The following is a 15482-nucleotide window of genomic DNA, read 5'->3' on the forward strand; positions in this document are numbered from 1 at the left end:
CCTGTCGGTCGGGTGTCACCAAGAGATGCTCGGCGCCCGCAGTCTGTGACATCGATCTTCCGTGATCTGGATCACTGTCACAGGGGAGGGGGTGCCGGCGTCGTATGGGCATCCCACTCTCGACGAACAAGGACGGTCCACCATGAGCCCCCGCATGGATTTGAACACGAACGAACTCGGCGCCAAGTTCACCAAGCGTTTCGCCGGCGCCGCCGCCCTCCTCTACCAGGGCGGGCTGTCCCCGATGACCCGCGAGCTGGTATCTCTGCGTACCAGCCAGATCAACGGCTGTGGCATGTGCGTCGATATGCACACCAAGGAGGCGGTCGCCGCCGGTGAATCCGAGGTGCGCCTGCACCTGGTCGCGGTTTGGCGCGAAACCACGGTCTTCACCGAGCCCGAACGCGCCGCCTTGGCCCTGGCCGAGGAGGGCACCCGCCTCGGTGACGCGAACCACGGCGTCTCGGACGAGACCTGGGCGCGGGTCCGCGAACACTACGACGAGGACCAGACCGCCGCCCTGGTGATCCTGATCGCCCTGACCAATGCCGCCAACCGGATGGGCGTGATCACTCGCAGTCCGGGTGGGGCATATCAGGCAGGGATGGCCGCCCAGGTGATCAACTGACATCGGCGGTACGACAAGGAAATGCCCGCTACCTCTCGAGGTAGCGGGCATTTCCGCGAGCGGAGGATAGGGGATTTGAACCCCTGAGGGCGTTAACCCAACCCGCGTTCCAGGCGAGCGCCATAGGCCACTAGGCGAATCCTCCGCAGAGCAATATACCGGGTACACCCCCCACAACAGCAAATGGGGCTACTTCTTCAGGCCGGACAGGGCTTTCTGAAGCTGGTTCTTGCAGGTGGTGGCCACGGTGTCGGTGTTGATCGAGCCTTCGGCCTGGATGTCGAGTTCCACCTTGACCGAGACGTTGGAGTCGATCGCGGCGCAGGTGTAGTCCAGGGTGGTGAAGCTCGAGTAGTCGCGCTGGTTGATCGCGTAGTAGGCCTCGGTGCCGATCCCGGGAATGGGTCCGGAGGTGCGTCCGGTGCCGGTGGTCTGGGTGTCGCTCTGCTTCCAGCTCTGGTAGCGCGGGTCGCCGTACTTGCTCTTGAAGTCGACGTCGAGGTCGATGTCGGAGCCGTCGGTGCCGTATTTGCCGGCGCCGTCGTAGCTGGCCCGGCAGGTGAGGCTGCCGCCGCCGATGCTCTTGCCGGGGGCGCGCTCGGTGTGTTCGGGCACGCCGTCGACATTCGGTGCCCACTGCTGCAGGACCGTGGGATCGATCAGGTTGCAGGCGTTGGTCACATGCTCCATCGAGTAGTTGCCGTCGACGCCGTTGTCCTTCTTCTTCGTATCACCACCACTGTCACCGCCGGTGAGCGCGATCACGCTGACCACCGCGCCGATCACGACCACCAGTCCGACCACACCGGCAACGATCAACCCGGTGTTGCTCTTCTTACCGGGCGGCGGCGGATACGGCGGCTGTTGGCCGTAGGGCGGTGGGAACTGCTGCTGGGGATATGACGGCTGCGACGGTGGCTGACCACCGTAGGGCTGTTGCTGCCCGTACTGCTGCTGCTGTCCGTAGGGCTGCTGTTGCTGCATCCCGTGGTGGTAGGCGTCGAATCCGGCACCCAGGACTGTCGGATCGGTGCCTGTCACCGGGCCGGGTTGCCCGCCCATCACGGTGGGATCGGTGCCGGTGAGCGGTTGCTCGGGGACCTGCGGTGCGGTGGACCACCAGTGCACGGTCTCGTTGGGCGGATTCCCCGGCCCCTGATGTTCGGAACCACCGTTGGGTGGGTTGCTGCCTGTCACTATTTCCTCCGGTCCTGGCGCGGAAGGCCCCCTCGAAAAATGTCGCTGGTGATCGTATCTACTCGAGCGCGGACCGTCGCGGGGGGTGAGCTGGGCGTCGTCGGTGCGCAGACCGGGTCCGACCGGCGTGGGCCCGCCCGGATTCCCGCTTCGGCGCGGATATGACTACACTGGCCGACGGATCCCGCGCGGCGCGCATCCTGTGAACTCCCCCAGGGCCGGAAGGCAGCAAGGGTCAATGGGCTCTGCCGGGTGCGCGGGGTCCTCCTATATTTCGGGGGAAACTCACCTGCCACTGGGTGCATTCGACGGGTAACGTGGTCGGCTGGACCGCCGCCGCGAGCGTGCGATCCGTCAACCTGTACCTCGCTGCTTGAAAGGCTGCTCAGGATGCCCCGGCAAACGCAGATCGGTTTGATGAGCCATGCGGAACTCGTATCGGAACACGAGACGCAGACCGCGAACTACGCGAAGCTCCAGACCGAGAAGCTCACGCTGGATCTGACCAGAGGTAAGCCGTCGCCGGAACAACTCGATCTCTCCGCCGGCCTGCTCGCCCTGCCCGGTCCCGACGACTACCGCGACGGCAGCGGTACCGACTGCCGCAATTACGGCGGTCTGCACGGCCTGCCCGAGCTGCGCGCCATCTTCGGTGAGCTGCTGGGGATTCCGGTGGAGAATCTGCTGGCCGGTAACAACGCCAGCCTCGAGATCATGCACGACACCATCGTTTTCGCGATGCTGCACGGCACGGTCGACTCCCAGCGGCGCTGGGCCGACGAGCCGATCAAGTTCCTGTGCCCGAGTCCCGGCTACGACCGGCATTTCGCGATCACCGAATCGCTGGGCGTGGAAATGATTCCGATCGCCATCGGCAACGACGGCCCGGACGTGCACGCGATCGCCGAACTGGTTGCGGCGGACCCGCAGATCAAGGGCCTGTGGGCGGTGCCGAACTACTCCAACCCCACAGGTGTGGTCTTCTCCGAAGCGGTAGTGCGCGAACTGGTTTCGATGCCGGCTGCGGCACCGGACTTCCGGCTGTTCTGGGACAACGCCTATGCGGTGCATCCACTGACCGAGACCGCGGCGCCGGTGGTGGATGTACTCGGTCTGGCGGCCGCGGCCGGAAACCCCAACCGCCCCTTCGTCTTCGCGTCCACTTCGAAGATCACTTTCGCCGGTAGCGGTGTCAGTTTCTTCGGTTCCTCCACCGCCAATCTCGACTGGTATCTGAAGTACGCCGGGAAGAAGAGCATCGGCCCGGACAAGGTCAACCAGTTGCGGCATCTGCGCTTCTTCGGTGACGCGGAAGGGGTGCGGCGGCACATGCAGGCGCACCGGGCGCTGCTGGAGCCGAAATTCAAGCTGGTGCTACGGATTCTGGAAGACCGCCTGGGTGCGTCGAAGGTCGCTTCCTGGACCGAACCCAAGGGCGGCTACTTCATCAGCCTGGATGTGCTGGAGGGTACGGCCGGTCGCGTGGTGGCGCTGGCGAAGGAGGCGGGTATCGCGCTGACGCCGGCGGGTTCGGCCTTCCCGTACAAGAAGGACCCGGAAGACAAGAACATTCGCATCGCGCCGAGCTTCCCGTCGCAGCAGGATCTGGAGCAGGCGATGGACGGTCTGGCAACGTGCGTGCTGCTGGCGGCGACCGAGAAACTGCTGCAGAACTGAGCTGAGACAGCAGTGTTCGGGGCCCCTCGGCGAGGGGCCCCGAATGCTTTCTACTGCGGTTTGTGCGCGAGTACCGCGAACATCGTCACCGACAGGTGGATATCTCCGCTGCGCGCACCGGCCTCGAGTTCGTCAAGCAATTGCTGCCGCTGTTCCTCGGTGATCGCGCGGCGTGCCACCGCCATCGCGGAGATGCGGGCCACCAGCGCCCCGGCCCCCGCGCTCGCATCCTGGACCAGCGCATGGGAGCCGATATCGTCGACGACCAGCCCGGCCTGGGTGAGCGCCCCCGGCAGCCGGCGGCCGGAGAACGGATTGGTGGTGTTGGTGACGAGCGTTTCGATCACCTCGCGCACCACGCCGCGCTCGCCGGGATGCACGATGGCCGTGCCCCAGTCGCTGTCCATCACCACCACGCGTCCGCCCGGCTTCAGCACCCGCGCGATTTCGGCGGCGGCGCGGGCGGGTGCGGTCAGATGCTGGAAAACCCGTTCGCACAGGGCGACATCGAAGGATCCGGCCCCCAACGGCAGGCCGTAGGCGTCACCGGAGACGAATCGCGCCGCGGAATTGCGCCGCTCGGCATGCCGCTGCGCGGAGGCGAGCAGACTCGGGTCCGGTTCGACGCCCACGGCTTCACCGGTCGGACCGACCGCGTCAGCGAAGATGAACACCTCCGAACCGGTACCGGAGCCGATGTCGACGGCGCTTTCTCCGGGCGCGGCCGCCAGGGCGTCGTGCGCCCAGTGGCGTAGCCCGCGGATGCCGGGCAGAGCCGCCTGCAGATCGTGGATGTCGATGAGCTGGTCGCGGCCGGCGCGATCGAACCGGTCCGGACGCAACCCCGGGGAACCTGCGCTGTGTGTGGGCGCCATATCTACCACCGTGGGTGTTGCCAAAGTGTCGGGCATGGCAGACCACCATACGCGCGCAGAAAAACTACGGGTGGGTAGACATGTGAGTCCCGTCACCGCGCTCACTGGGCGGATTGCCGGGCGTCTGCCATGATCGATACATGGTGAGCCGCAAACTGTGCCTTGCGCAGGAGCCCGAGGCGGACAAGCTCCTGTCGGAGGACGATTTCGCCCTGCTGACCGGAATGTTGCTCGATCAGCAGTTCCCACTCGAACACGCATTCCGTGGCCCTCGCAAACTTGCCGAACGGATGGACGGGTTCGACATCCACAAGATCGCCGAGGCCGATCCGGACGAGTTCGAGGAGCTGGCCGCGACGCCGCCGGCGATTCATCGCTACGGCCGCTCGATGGCCCGGCGCACCCAGGACCTGGCGCGATACGTCGTCGAACACTACGACGGGAAGACCTCCGAGATCTGGACCCGGGACGACCCGGACGGTAAAGAGGTGTTGCGTCGGCTGAAGGCGTTGCCCGGGTACGGCGATCAGAAGGCGCGGATCTTCCTCGCCATGCTCGGAAAGCAGCTGGGCGTGCGCCCGGCGGGCTGGGAGAAGGCGGCCGGCGCTTACTCGGAGCCGGATTCGCGCCGTTCGGCCGCCGATATCGTCGACGGTGATTCGCTGCTCGAGGTGCGGGCGTTCAAGAAGCAGATGAAGGCCCAGGCGAAGGCGAAGTAGGTGCCGAACCAGTAGGCGCCGCCGCGGCGGGACGGTCGATATGTTCGGCGACGTCGGTGAACCAATCGGCCCGCATCGCCATGAACCGCTGCCCCCAGTCCAGCACCAGATGTCCGTAGGTGGATAGATCGTCGTCGTTCCAGTCGATACGGCGTTCGAGGTCCTCGAGTTCGGCCAGCCGGGTGCGCAGTCGTGTGGCGGCGTCGGTCAGGAATCGGCGACGCTGTTCGGGCTCGATGGTGCCGAGCAGGAACACCCGCAGCATGGTTTCGTCGCGCTTGACGGGGACCGGTAGCACCTCGGTCATCCAGTGCCGCAGCTCCGTGCGGCCGGATTCGGTGATCTCGTACTCCTTGCGGCCACGCGCTCCCTCGGCGGAGATCTCGATCAGTCCGTCGGTGGTGAGTTTGCCGAGTTCGCCATAGAGCTGACTCTGCGTGGCCGGCCAGATGTTGGCGAGTGAACCTTCGAATCTTTTCAGCAGGTCGTAGCCGCTCGCCGCACCCTGATCGGCGAGTAGTCCCAGGACGGCGTGGCGCAAACTCATAGTTCGGATGTTACCTGTCTGTTCTGACATTTCAGTATTGACATGTCTGAACTGACATTCTAATTTCGATATGTCACTACAGACATGTCGAGGTAGCCGATCGGAGACGCCGGATGCTGAAGTACTACGCCCGCACCTTCCTGCCGTGGATCGTGCTCGCGGTGGGCAGTGGATTCGACAACCGTGCCGGTGCGCTGGCCGGCCTGGCCACCGCCGTCGCACTGATCGTCGTGGACCGGCGGGCCGGTCGCCGGATGGATGAACTGATCCTCGAACTGTCCACCGCGGTCTTCATGGCCGCATTCGCCGTCTTCGCGGTCGCGTTGCCTGGATCGCCGATTCTCGACTACGGCACCTCGCTGTCGATGGGCTGGCTGGCCCTCGTGGCGTGGGCCGGCCTGGTGGTGCGCCGGCCCTTCACCCTCGGGATCGCGCGCCGGCAGGTCGCGGAGCCGATTACCGGCACGTCGCAGTTTCTGCAGTTCAATATGACGATCACGCTGGTCTGGGCGGTCTGCTTCACCCTGGAGGCGCTCACCCTTGCCGTCGTCCAGCACTACGCACCGCACGCGCTGCCAGTGCTGATCGTCTGCAAGGTCGGTTTCCTGGCCGCCGCCGCGATTTTCACCGCCCGCTACTCCGCGCTCGCGCAGCGCCGGGCGGTCGCACTCGAACCCTCCCTGTGACCCCACGGAAAGGCACATCATGACCCAATCAACGGCGACACCGTGGCTCGACGGGCTCCTGGCTCCGGTGCCCGACGAGATCGATGCGCACGACTTACCGGTCGAGGGGGCCTTGCCCGTCGAACTCGCCGGACGCTACTTCCGCAACGGCCCGAACCCCGCTCCCGGCCGATCCACCGGGCACTGGTTCGTCGGAGACGGCATGGTGCACGGGATACGGCTTCGGGACGGTCGCGCCGAGTGGTACCGCAATCGATGGGTGCGTACCAGCCGGTTCACCGAACAAGCGCCCTTCGTCCGGTCCGACGGCACCTTCGATCGCGCGGCGGTCGGCGCCAATACACACGTCATCAGGCATGCTGATCGCATCATGGCACTGGTGGAGAGCGGCTTCCCCTACGTCCTGACTCCGGAGCTGTCGACGGTCGGCAGTTGTGATTTCGGCGGCCGCCTCGACACCGCGATGACCGCGCATCCCAAGCAGGACCCGCACACCGGCGAATTGCTGTTCTTCGGTTACGGTTTCGTGCCCCCGTACCTCACCTATCACCGGCTGTCGGCAGCGGGTGAGTTGGTGGAGAGCCGCGAGGTCGAGGTCGGTGGGCCGACGATGATGCACGATTTCGCGATCACCGGGAACCACGTCGTCTGGCTCGATCTGCCGATGGTGTTCGATCCGAAACTGGTCGACAACATGCCGTTTCGCTGGAGTGACCGGTACCCCGCCCGGCTGGGAGTGATGCCGCGCGCCGGCGGCCCGGTGCGCTGGTTCGATATCGATCCCTGCTACGTCTTCCATGTCGGCAACGCCTACGAGGACGAACGCGGTCGCATCGTGCTCGACGCGGTGCGTTATGCGCCGGAGCATTTCGCCGCTCTCTGGTCGGGTATCGGGGGAGCGGCCGACGGATCCGGTACGGATTCGGGTGCGGCCCTGCTGTATCGGTGGGTACTGGATCTCGATTCCGGCCGGGTCACCGAGACGTGCTGCGACGACCGGGACGTCGAATTCCCGACGCACGACGAAACCCGGACCGGGCTGCCGAACCGCTACCTCTATGCGGCCGGAGATTCCGAGATCGTCAAATACGATGTGGTGCGAGGTCAATCGACCGTGTGCGAGCTGGGCCCGGACTTCGCGCCCGGTGAGGCGTCCTTCGTGCCCGCGACCGGCGCGCGCGCCGAGGACGAGGGCTGGCTGTTGACGATCGTGTCCGATCGCGGCGGGCAGGGTTCCGAACTGCTGGTGCTCGATGCCACCGATCTGTCCCGCACCGCGTCGGTCCGGCTGCCGCGGCGGGTGCCGGCCGGATTCCACGGCAGCTGGATCCCGGACTGAGACGCTGAGAGGTCAGCTGCTGGCGGCCGCGGCGGTCGCGAAAGGCGTAGCCGCTACGTGTGTCTCGCGATCCGCACGCGGCTGCCACAGGCCCTTGCGCTGCAGGATGGGCAGGACCCCCTCGCCGAACCAGTACGCCTCCTCGACGTGCGGGTACCCGGAGAGAATGAACTGGCTGATGCCCAGCCGTGAATACTCGATCAGTCGTTCGGCGACCTCTTCGTGTGACCCGACCAATGCCGTGCCGGCGCCGCCGCGTACCAGCCCGACGCCGGCCCACAGGTTCGGTGCGATCTCCAGCCGATCGGTGTTGCCGCCGTGCAGTTCCAGCATCCGGCGCTGGCCCTCGGATTCGCTCTGGGCCAGATTCGCCTGCACCCGTTGCACATCCGCCGGATCCACTGCCGCGAGTAGGCGATCCGCCTCGGCCCAGGCCTGCTCGGAGGTATCGCGGGAGATTACGTGAATGCGCAGCCCGTAATCGAGCGTGCGGCCCTGATCGACGGCGAGCGCGCGGATCCACTCCAGCTTCCTGCGCACCGCCAAGAGCGGCTCACCCCAGGTCAGGTAGGTATCGGCATATCCGGCGGCCACCGGGCCGGCCGCGGCCGAGGAGCCGCCGAAGAACACCGGCGGCAGCGGGTCGGGCCGGTTGTTCAACAGTGCGTTGCGGACCTGGAGATGCTTGCCCTCGAAGGTGACCGGATCCGGGGAATTCCAGAGCTCGCGTACGATGTGCAGGAATTCGCCGGTGCGCTCGTACCGCTCTTCCTTGTTCAGGAAATCACCGTAGGCCTGCTGTTCGTGGGGTTCACCGCCGGTCACCACGTTCAGCAGTAGTCGTCCCCGCGAATGACGCTGGAACGTTCCGGCCATCTGCGCGGCCAGGGTCGGGCTCACCACGCCGGGCCGGAAGGCGACCAGGAACTTCAGGAATTCCGTGGTCTCCACCAGCATGGCGGTGGTGAGCCAGGCGTCCTCGCACCAGGCGCCCGTCGGCGTCAGCACCCCTTCGAAGCCGTTCTCCTCGGCGGCGCCGGCGATCTGGTTCAGATAGCGCAACGTCGCCGGACGGTCGCCGGTCATCGAGGTGCCGTGACCGCCTGCGACCAGATTCCGTGAATCACCATAGGTGGGCAGGAACCAGTGAAAAGACAAGCTCATTTCGCGGATTTTTCCCGGTCGCGTTCCGGATGTCACCGGTTCTGCTCGCCGTGGTTCTTATTGTTTCGAATCGCGCTGGTTATTAACCTCGTTAACGATCCTTGTTCCCCCCACACTGGCATCGCCGCTCCGACAGATTTCAGATGAGGGAAACAATGAAGATCAGGAACTTTGCCGTGCTCGCGGCGACGGTTGCGACCGCGGTCGGCGTGTCCGCGGGGACTGTCAACGCTGCTCCGGCCGCAGAACCGGACGCGATCGGCTACCAGGCGACAACGAACGAGAAGTCCACCGTTATTTCCACCGATGCCGGTTCGCTGGACGTGGAAGACGGTGTTTTCAAAATCAAATCAGCCAACGGTTCGACCGTAGCCGGAACGGAATTGAATTTCCGGGTGGACGATTTCGAATTTCCGATCGCCGCCGATATTTCCGGCCGGACCGCGACATTGACACCGCAATTCGACCTGCAGCATGCACTCTACAAACCGGTCGATCTGCCGTACCAGGATCAGGCACCGTGGAAGACCCCCTACGACCGCGAGCAGGCGGCGTGGAGCCGGTTGACCAGCACCATCAGCATGGGCGCGACGATCGGCACGCTGGTCGGCGGCATCGGTGGCGGAGCGATCGGTTGCGTGCTCGGCGGTATCGCGGGTGCGACAGTGGCCTCGGCGGCGATCGTCGGTCTGTTCGGCGGATTCGTGCCGGCCGCCGCGGTGGGCTGCCTCGGCGGCATTCTGGCCGTCGGCGCGCTGGGCACCCTGGCCGGTCAGATCCTGGTGACCGCGCCGGTGGCGATCCTCGCAGCCGTCCAGTACTTCACGACCACCAACGCCCCGCCAACCCAGCCCGCCCCGTCGGCTCCGGCGGCGCCGGCCAAGTAGGGGCGAGCGGTCGGGGGCCGCGGGCCCGGGTCGATCGGCACCGACCCGGGCCCGCGGTTGTCGCTGTGCGCCGGGTTCGGCGCGGAACAGCCGGGCGGCTCAACGAGGTACGGGTGTCCCGTCGAGTGCGGCGACCGCGATCGTCGCCGCCCGGGCGATGACGGAGTCGTCGAATTCGGCATCGGGGCGATCGCGAGTGGACAACACCGTCAGCACGATCGGCGCCCGTCCGGGCGGCCACACCACGGAGATGTCGTTGCGGGTGCCGTATTCACCGCCGCCGGTCTTGTCACCGACCACCCAATCCGCCGGAACTCCGGCCCGGATCAGGGCGGCACCGGTGGTGTTGGTGCGCAGGAGCCCGGTCAGCGCCTCGCGATCCTCGGCGTCGACCGCCGGATCCAGGACGTAGTGCCGTAGATCCTCCGCCATCGCCTGCGGCGAGCTGGTGTCCCGCTCGTCGCCGGGTATCGCCTCGTTGAGGCTGGTTTCGGTGCGATCGGACTGCGTCGTCGTATCGCCGATATCGCGCAGCTGCTGCTGCAGCCCCTTCGGTCCGCCGAGCTCGGCGAACAGCAGATTGCCCGCGGTGTTGTCGCTGTAACGCACCGCGGCATCGAGAATCTCGCTGATCGTCATCCCCTCGTCCACATGCTTCTCGGTGATCGGCGAATTCGGCAGCAGATCGGCGCGGGAGTAGGTGACGTGCCGGTAGAGGTCGGCGGGCGTCAGCTTCGACAGCACCGCGCCGGCGGCCAGCGCCTTGAACGTCGAGGCATACGGGAAACGTTCGTCGGCGCGATATTCGACGGCGCGTCCGGTCCCGGTATCGAGGGCATACACCCCCAGCCGGCCGTGTAGTCGGGCTTCGAGGCCCTGGAATTCGTCGACGGCGGCACCGTCGAGCACCACCGCCGTGGTCGCGGGTGGCGGGGCCGGTGCAGGGACGTCGTCGCGGTCGGTGCCGCAGGCGCTCAGTGGGACGAGCAGTGTGGCGATGAGGGCTGCCGATCGAAGACAGCGTGATCGCGGGTCGCGGAAGACCATCGTTGTATCCATTTCTTCGGGAAGTTCGGGAGCGCTCGCCCGTCAGCATCACATCGTGTCGGAATGCTGTCCAAGACAGATATGCGGCTATCCATGCTGATTTGGCATAGAATCGGCCTTCGTGGATCTCGTCGCCGCATGTAAGGCCTTCGTCGTAGTCAGCGGCCACGGTAGTTTTACCGCCGGTGCCGCCGCCGCACAGATCCCGCAGTCGGTGGCGAGCCGCAGGATCGCCGCACTGGAACGGCACTTCGGTGCGCGCCTGCTGGATCGCACCTCCCGCACCGCGACGCTGACCGCCTTCGGCCGGGACATGTTGCCCGCGGCCCGGCGGCTGGTCGAGTCCGCGGATGCCCTCGAAGTACATGCCGAGCAGGCCAAGACACGGCCGTTCCGGCTGGCGGTCCCCGCGGTCTGCGGCCCGGTGGCGCTGGCCCGGCTCGTCGCGGCAGCGCGCCGCCGGGCGCTGCACCTCGAACCACAGCCGGCCGAGGCGAGCCGGCGGGCCGAACTCACCCGCACCCAGGAGGTTCGCGCCTCGATCGTCGCGGTCGCGGCCGACCGCAGTCCGTGGCGGGTGCCGCTGGGCGTGGCCGGAACCGACGAGTCGAGGTCCGGCCCGTTCTTTCTGGAAGGGTTGCGGGTGGTGCGGAATTCGGCGCGTGCGGGCCGGCGCCGGGTGTGGATCCAGCCCGAGGACGATATGCCGCACATTCGCGATCCGATGATGCGGTTGCGGGATGCGCTCGGTCTGCGCCCCGCGCAGCTCGCGGTCGCACCGGCTCTGGTGGCGGCGATGGCGGAGGTGCTCGACTCCGGCGATCTGCTGCTCTGTTCGCGCACCCAGGCCGACGAACTGGGACTGTGCTGGCAGCCGGTCGGGGAGGTGGTGCCCATGCGCGGCTACGATATCGCCGCTGGGCTGCGTGAGGATGCCGAGCGCATCCGGGCTCTCCCGTACGATCTGCTGGCTCGCTGTCTCGGCGTGCCGGACAACGGTATTCGAGGCGGTGAGTGAGATGGCCCTCTCGACCGCCCTGCGCCGGGCCCGGGACGAACTCGACGATGCGGGCCTGCGCGGGTCCATCCTGGTCCGCGATCTCGACACCGGTGACGAACTCGGACTCGACGCCGAACTGGAGCTGCCGATCGCGTCGCTGGTCAAGGTCCCACTCGTGCTGGCGACGATGGAACGGGTGGTCCGCGGCGACATCGATCCGGCGACACCGGTACAGGTACAGCCCGGGCGCAGCACCGTGCCCGGCCCCACCGGGCTGAGCCGGTTTCGCCATCCGGCCACGGTCGCGGTCGACGATCTCATGTACCTGAGCATCGCCATCAGTGACGGCAACGCCACCGATGCGCTGTTCGCGCTGACCCCGCCCGCCGCGGTGCGCTCGGAACTGCACCGGCTCGGCCACGACGGCATCGTGGTGCGCCATCTGGTCGACGATCTGATCCGTACGCCCGCCGAGCAATTCGCGCCGGCGCAGGGGCACCTCGCGCAGGCACTGGCCATCGAGGCGGGCACCGCCGGGCACGGACATCCGGTCGCGCAATTGGATGTGAGCCATGCCAACACCGGCACCGCGCGTGCGTTCGCGGATCTGCTCGGCGCGGTGTGGCGACCCAGCGCAGTGCACCCCGACTCTGCGACACGACTACGAGAATTGTTGTCCGACAATCTGTTACGTCAGAGGTTGGCGCCCGATTTCAGTTCCGATGCTTCCCGGTGGTCGTCGAAGACCGGTACGCTACTCAATCTGCGGCACGAGGCGGGGGTGGTCGAACATGCCGACGGACAGACTCTGGCCGTGGTGGTGTTGACGCAGTCGCGGGTGCCGGCGGTGGTGCAGCCCGGGGCCGAGGCGGCGATGGCGGGGGCGGCGCGAATCCTGCACGACGAGCTGCGGATGCGGCCGCTCTGACGCGCGAATTAGGTTCTCGGTGCGCGTAACGAGTGAGTCCGCGACTGCGGCGAGTCATCGTCGGGTATGGCCTCTCCAGCAGCGCAGCAGATCACCGACCGAGATCTCGACGATATCTTCGGACCCGTCTTCGCCCGGATCGCCGCCGGTGCGGTGGACCGCGAGGTCGACCGGCGTCTGGCCCACGAGGAGGTCGGATGGTTGCGGAACGCGGGTTTCGGTGCGTTGCGTGTTCCACCCGAGTACGGCGGCTTCGGCGTGAGTGTGCGGCAGTTGTTCCGGCTGCTGATCGATCTGGCGGCCGCGGAATCCAATCTGCCGCAGGCATTGCGGGTGCACTACTCGTTCGTCGAGGATCAGCTGCTGGGTGAACCGGGTCCGGCGCGTGAGCACTGGCTGCGCGCCGTCGGGTCCGGTGCGCTGGTGGGCAACGCGATCACCGAGCCCGGCATCGGCGCGGTCGATCGGTACCGCACTCGGCTCACTCGCGGCACGGAGGCGGACTGGCGTCTGGACGGCACCAAGTACTACAGCACCGGGTCGTTGTATGCCGACTACATTCTGGTCGCTGCCGACCGCGACGGGGAGCGAGTATCGGTACTGGTCGATGCCTACGCCGACGGGGTGCGTCAGCAAGACGACTGGGACGGATTCGGGCAGCGGCTCACCGCCAGTGGCACCACGGAATTCGACGATGTGCGAGTAGCACCCGAGCGGGTGCTCGGCTCCGGTTACGGTTCCGGCGGGCGCACCCACGCGACCGCATATCTGCAGCTGGTGCAGTTGGCGGTGCTCGCCGGCATCGCCCAGCGTGCCGAATCCGATACCCGGGCTTGGATTGCCGAACGTACCCGCAACTACAGCCATGCGGTCACCGATCTACCTCGCCACGATCCACTGGTCCAGCAGGTGATCGGCAGGTTGTCGGCGGCGGCGTTCGGGGCCCGTGCCACTGTGCTGGCGGTCGCCGATCTGCTCGACGAGGCACTGGATTCCGGTGCGGGCGACGCCGCGGCGCTGGATGCTGCCGAACTGGCCGCTGCCCAGGCGCAACTCGTGGTCGGGGATGCGGTGCTGGCGGCCACGACCGAGCTGTTCGAGGTCGGTGGTGCGTCCATTACCGCCGAAGGGCTGCGGCTGGACCGGCATTGGCGCAATGCGCGGACGGTGTCGGTGCACAATCCCGCGATTCAGAAGGCCCGCGCGATCGGCGATCATCTGCTCAACGGCGCCGACCTGCCCTATGCGTGGAGCGCGGGTAACCGAAAGCAATAGCCCGCGCCGGAATCCGGCTGATTGCAACTGTCAGCGAAAAGCCTTGGCAGGAGCATTCTTTCGATATGACAACGCAGAATTCGACACGCACCGCCGCCATCGTCGGAGCCGGTCTCGCCGGAGCCACCGCTGCACTCGGACTGCAGCAGGCCGGATTCGATGTCACCCTCTACAGCGATCGCGATCAACGCGGGCTCCGCGACGACATCCCGGCCACCGGAACCGCACTCGTCTTCGGTGAGGCACAGGCCGCCGAAACCTCGCTCGGACTCGACACCTACGTCAACAGGGCGCCGCAGCACAGCGGTCTGAGTGTGCGGATCGCCGGTCCCGGACCGGAGCATCCCGAATTGATCGCTTTCGACGGCACTTTCGACGGTTTCGTCGGCGTCGCCGTCGATACCCGGCTGAAGGTCGACGAGCGTCTGACCGCCTTCCTGCACCGCGGCGGTCACTTCGTCGTCCAGCAGGTCACACCGGAAAGTCTGGACGCGATCGCGGCCGCCCACGATCTGGTGCTGGTCGCCACCGGCCGCGGTGGACTGTCCGACCTGTTTCCGGTCGACGACGAGCGCACCGTCTACACCGCGCCGCAACGCAGTGTCCTCACCGTCACGCTGGCCGGTCTGGGCTACGGCCCCGAGGTGTTCGCGCCCCGCAGCACCGCGGGTGGCGGGCACTGCGGATTCTCCATCCTGGCCGAGCAAGGGGAGGCGTGGTGGGGCCCGTACCTGCACAAGGATGCGGGCCCGACCTGGGCGTTCCTGGGCTGGGCTCGTCCGGGGAGCGACTGGGAGCAGCGGTTCGCACAGGCCGATTCCGCGGAGTCGGCACACCGCATCGTTACCGAGCTCTACCGCGATTACCTCGACTGGGATCTGCCGGAGGTACTGGCCACCCGGGTGCTGGCCGAGGATCCGCACTCCTGGTTGAAGGGCGCGGTCCGGCCGGTGGTGCGCAAAGGGGTGGGCTTCACCGCGAACGGACATGCGATCGCCGCACTCGGGGACACCGCGGTCGCCTACGACCCGATCGCCGGTCAGGGAGCGCAGAGCGGGCTGATCCAGGCACAGCGCCTGGTCACCGCGGCCGCCACCCATGACGGAGAGTTCGATGCGGCGTGGATCGAGGCGCAGTACCACGCCTTCCTGCTGGCCCGTGCGGATGCCGCTGCGAAGGTCACCCGGCTGTTCCTCGGTGATGCGGAGCTGGCCGAGATCGGGAATCGCTTCTTCGCCGCCGCGGCCGTCGATCCTCGCGTCGCGTCGGTGCTGGTGAGCACGCTGCACAAACCGCAGCCGCTGCTCGATATCAACTCACTTGCCGACGCCGATGCGCTGCTCGAACAGATCACCGGTACGAGCGCCGACGAGCTGGTGGGGCGGTTCCGGCCGGCCGGGCGATTCGAGCGGTCCCGGTATGCGGCGCCGATTCGATCCTGAGGATTCAAACCCTCGTCCGGCCGGAAGCCCGATGGTGAAGTGAATGGGCGCCGAATGCACGGTTGCCGCAT

The 15482-nt window shown here is 66.8% G+C and carries 15 protein-coding genes, 1 tRNA gene and 1 other RNA gene; 11 read left to right on the forward strand and 6 right to left on the reverse strand.

The annotated features are described in order from the left end of the window. The first annotated feature begins 142 nt into the window (after positions 1-142). Positions 143-628: a carboxymuconolactone decarboxylase family protein gene (locus NV2_RS06725; protein WP_067870709.1), complete on the forward strand. Its 486-nt coding sequence runs from the start codon at positions 143-145 to the stop codon at positions 626-628. Between the two features lie 60 nt (positions 629-688). Here the strand turns inward: NV2_RS06725 and NV2_RS06730 are convergent. Further along, a tRNA-Ser gene (locus tag NV2_RS06730) sits at positions 689-773 on the reverse strand. 44 nt (positions 774-817) lie between these two features. Beyond that, entirely contained in the window at positions 818-1825 is a 1008-nt protein-coding gene (locus NV2_RS06735; RefSeq protein ID WP_067870646.1) for a hypothetical protein, read from the reverse strand. A 176-nt stretch (positions 1826-2001) separates the two neighbouring features. On the opposite strand from NV2_RS06735, the gene ffs reads away from it, so the two are divergent. Both ffs and NV2_RS06745 read left to right on the forward strand, forming a co-directional pair. Continuing rightward, positions 2002-2096, forward strand: an RNA gene (ffs, locus tag NV2_RS06740) — signal recognition particle sRNA small type. A gap of 119 nt (positions 2097-2215) precedes the next feature. After that, positions 2216-3502 carry an aspartate aminotransferase type Ic gene (locus NV2_RS06745; protein WP_067870648.1) on the forward strand — a complete coding sequence of 429 codons (1287 nt, stop codon included), beginning with the start codon at positions 2216-2218 and terminating at the stop codon, positions 3500-3502. 50 nt (positions 3503-3552) lie between these two features. On the opposite strand, the gene NV2_RS06750 is transcribed toward NV2_RS06745, so the two are convergent. Continuing rightward, on the reverse strand, positions 3553-4377 hold the full coding sequence (locus NV2_RS06750) for a methyltransferase domain-containing protein (RefSeq protein WP_067870650.1): 825 nt from the start codon (positions 4375-4377) through the stop codon (positions 3553-3555). 140 nt (positions 4378-4517) lie between these two features. Here NV2_RS06750 and NV2_RS06755 point away from each other — a divergent pair, with 140 nt between their 5' ends. Then, positions 4518-5096, forward strand: coding sequence for an HhH-GPD-type base excision DNA repair protein (locus NV2_RS06755; RefSeq protein ID WP_084474029.1), 579 nt, complete (start codon positions 4518-4520; stop codon positions 5094-5096). Here the strand turns inward: NV2_RS06755 and NV2_RS06760 are convergent. Then, complete coding sequence (locus NV2_RS06760; protein WP_067870652.1) at positions 5059-5643, reverse strand: PadR family transcriptional regulator; 585 nt, start codon at positions 5641-5643, stop codon at positions 5059-5061. The genes NV2_RS06755 and NV2_RS06760 overlap by 38 nt on opposite strands. A 113-nt stretch (positions 5644-5756) precedes the next feature. On the opposite strand from NV2_RS06760, the gene NV2_RS06765 reads away from it, so the two are divergent. Both NV2_RS06765 and NV2_RS06770 read left to right on the forward strand, forming a co-directional pair. Continuing rightward, on the forward strand, positions 5757-6329 hold the full coding sequence (locus NV2_RS06765) for a hypothetical protein (protein WP_067870653.1): 573 nt from the start codon (positions 5757-5759) through the stop codon (positions 6327-6329). Positions 6330-6348: 19 nt separating this feature from the next. Continuing rightward, the gene (locus NV2_RS06770) at positions 6349-7668 is read left to right on the forward strand and encodes a carotenoid oxygenase family protein (RefSeq protein ID WP_067870654.1); all 1320 of its coding nucleotides are present in this window, start codon (positions 6349-6351) and stop codon (positions 7666-7668) included. A gap of 12 nt (positions 7669-7680) precedes the next feature. Here NV2_RS06770 and NV2_RS06775 read toward each other — a convergent pair whose 3' ends face one another. Then, positions 7681-8832 carry an LLM class flavin-dependent oxidoreductase gene (locus NV2_RS06775; RefSeq protein WP_067870655.1) on the reverse strand — a complete coding sequence of 384 codons (1152 nt, stop codon included), beginning with the start codon at positions 8830-8832 and terminating at the stop codon, positions 7681-7683. A gap of 155 nt (positions 8833-8987) precedes the next feature. Between NV2_RS06775 and NV2_RS06780 the strand changes: the two genes are divergently transcribed. Further along, a complete protein-coding gene (locus tag NV2_RS06780) occupies positions 8988-9719 on the forward strand; it encodes a DUF8020 domain-containing protein (protein ID WP_067870656.1) in 732 nt (243 codons plus the stop codon). Positions 9720-9818: 99 nt separating this feature from the next. On the opposite strand, the gene bla is transcribed toward NV2_RS06780, so the two are convergent. After that, positions 9819-10766: a class A beta-lactamase gene (bla, locus tag NV2_RS06785; RefSeq protein WP_067870657.1), complete on the reverse strand. Its 948-nt coding sequence runs from the start codon at positions 10764-10766 to the stop codon at positions 9819-9821. A 121-nt stretch (positions 10767-10887) separates the two neighbouring features. Here bla and NV2_RS06790 point away from each other — a divergent pair, with 121 nt between their 5' ends. The 4 genes from NV2_RS06790 (at position 10888) to NV2_RS06805 (ending at position 15411) form a co-directional block, all read left to right on the forward strand. After that, positions 10888-11784 carry a LysR family transcriptional regulator gene (locus NV2_RS06790; RefSeq protein WP_067870658.1) on the forward strand — a complete coding sequence of 299 codons (897 nt, stop codon included), beginning with the start codon at positions 10888-10890 and terminating at the stop codon, positions 11782-11784. A gap of 1 nt (position 11785) precedes the next feature. Further along, positions 11786-12694 (forward strand): serine hydrolase, encoded by a 909-nt coding sequence (locus tag NV2_RS06795; protein ID WP_067870659.1) that lies wholly within the window; start codon positions 11786-11788, stop codon positions 12692-12694. Between the two features lie 66 nt (positions 12695-12760). Next, positions 12761-13969, forward strand: a complete 1209-nt coding sequence (locus NV2_RS06800) for an acyl-CoA dehydrogenase family protein (protein ID WP_067870660.1) — start codon at positions 12761-12763, stop codon at positions 13967-13969. A gap of 65 nt (positions 13970-14034) precedes the next feature. Then, positions 14035-15411: a styrene monooxygenase/indole monooxygenase family protein gene (locus NV2_RS06805; RefSeq protein WP_067870661.1), complete on the forward strand. Its 1377-nt coding sequence runs from the start codon at positions 14035-14037 to the stop codon at positions 15409-15411. Positions 15412-15482 lie beyond the last annotated feature (71 nt).

The organism is Nocardia vermiculata NBRC 100427 (genome assembly GCF_001613265.1).
GTDB classification, from domain to species: Bacteria; Actinomycetota; Actinomycetes; order Mycobacteriales; family Mycobacteriaceae; genus Nocardia; species Nocardia vermiculata.

Coding starts and splice junctions, on each gene's coding strand:
- NV2_RS06725 (WP_067870709.1), top strand. CDS start 143: ATGAGCCCCCGCATGGATTTGAACACGAACGAACTCGGCGCCAAGTTC.
- NV2_RS06745 (WP_067870648.1), top strand. CDS start 2,216: ATGCCCCGGCAAACGCAGATCGGTTTGATGAGCCATGCGGAACTCGTA.
- NV2_RS06750 (WP_067870650.1), bottom strand. CDS start 4,377: ATGGCGCCCACACACAGCGCAGGTTCCCCGGGGTTGCGTCCGGACCGG.
- NV2_RS06755 (WP_084474029.1), top strand. CDS start 4,518: ATGGTGAGCCGCAAACTGTGCCTTGCGCAGGAGCCCGAGGCGGACAAG.
- NV2_RS06760 (WP_067870652.1), bottom strand. CDS start 5,643: ATGAGTTTGCGCCACGCCGTCCTGGGACTACTCGCCGATCAGGGTGCG.
- NV2_RS06765 (WP_067870653.1), top strand. CDS start 5,757: ATGCTGAAGTACTACGCCCGCACCTTCCTGCCGTGGATCGTGCTCGCG.
- NV2_RS06770 (WP_067870654.1), top strand. CDS start 6,349: ATGACCCAATCAACGGCGACACCGTGGCTCGACGGGCTCCTGGCTCCG.
- NV2_RS06775 (WP_067870655.1), bottom strand. CDS start 8,832: ATGAGCTTGTCTTTTCACTGGTTCCTGCCCACCTATGGTGATTCACGG.
- NV2_RS06780 (WP_067870656.1), top strand. CDS start 8,988: ATGAAGATCAGGAACTTTGCCGTGCTCGCGGCGACGGTTGCGACCGCG.
- bla (WP_067870657.1), bottom strand. CDS start 10,766: ATGGTCTTCCGCGACCCGCGATCACGCTGTCTTCGATCGGCAGCCCTC.
- NV2_RS06795 (WP_067870659.1), top strand. CDS start 11,786: ATGGCCCTCTCGACCGCCCTGCGCCGGGCCCGGGACGAACTCGACGAT.
- NV2_RS06800 (WP_067870660.1), top strand. CDS start 12,761: ATGGCCTCTCCAGCAGCGCAGCAGATCACCGACCGAGATCTCGACGAT.
- NV2_RS06805 (WP_067870661.1), top strand. CDS start 14,035: ATGACAACGCAGAATTCGACACGCACCGCCGCCATCGTCGGAGCCGGT.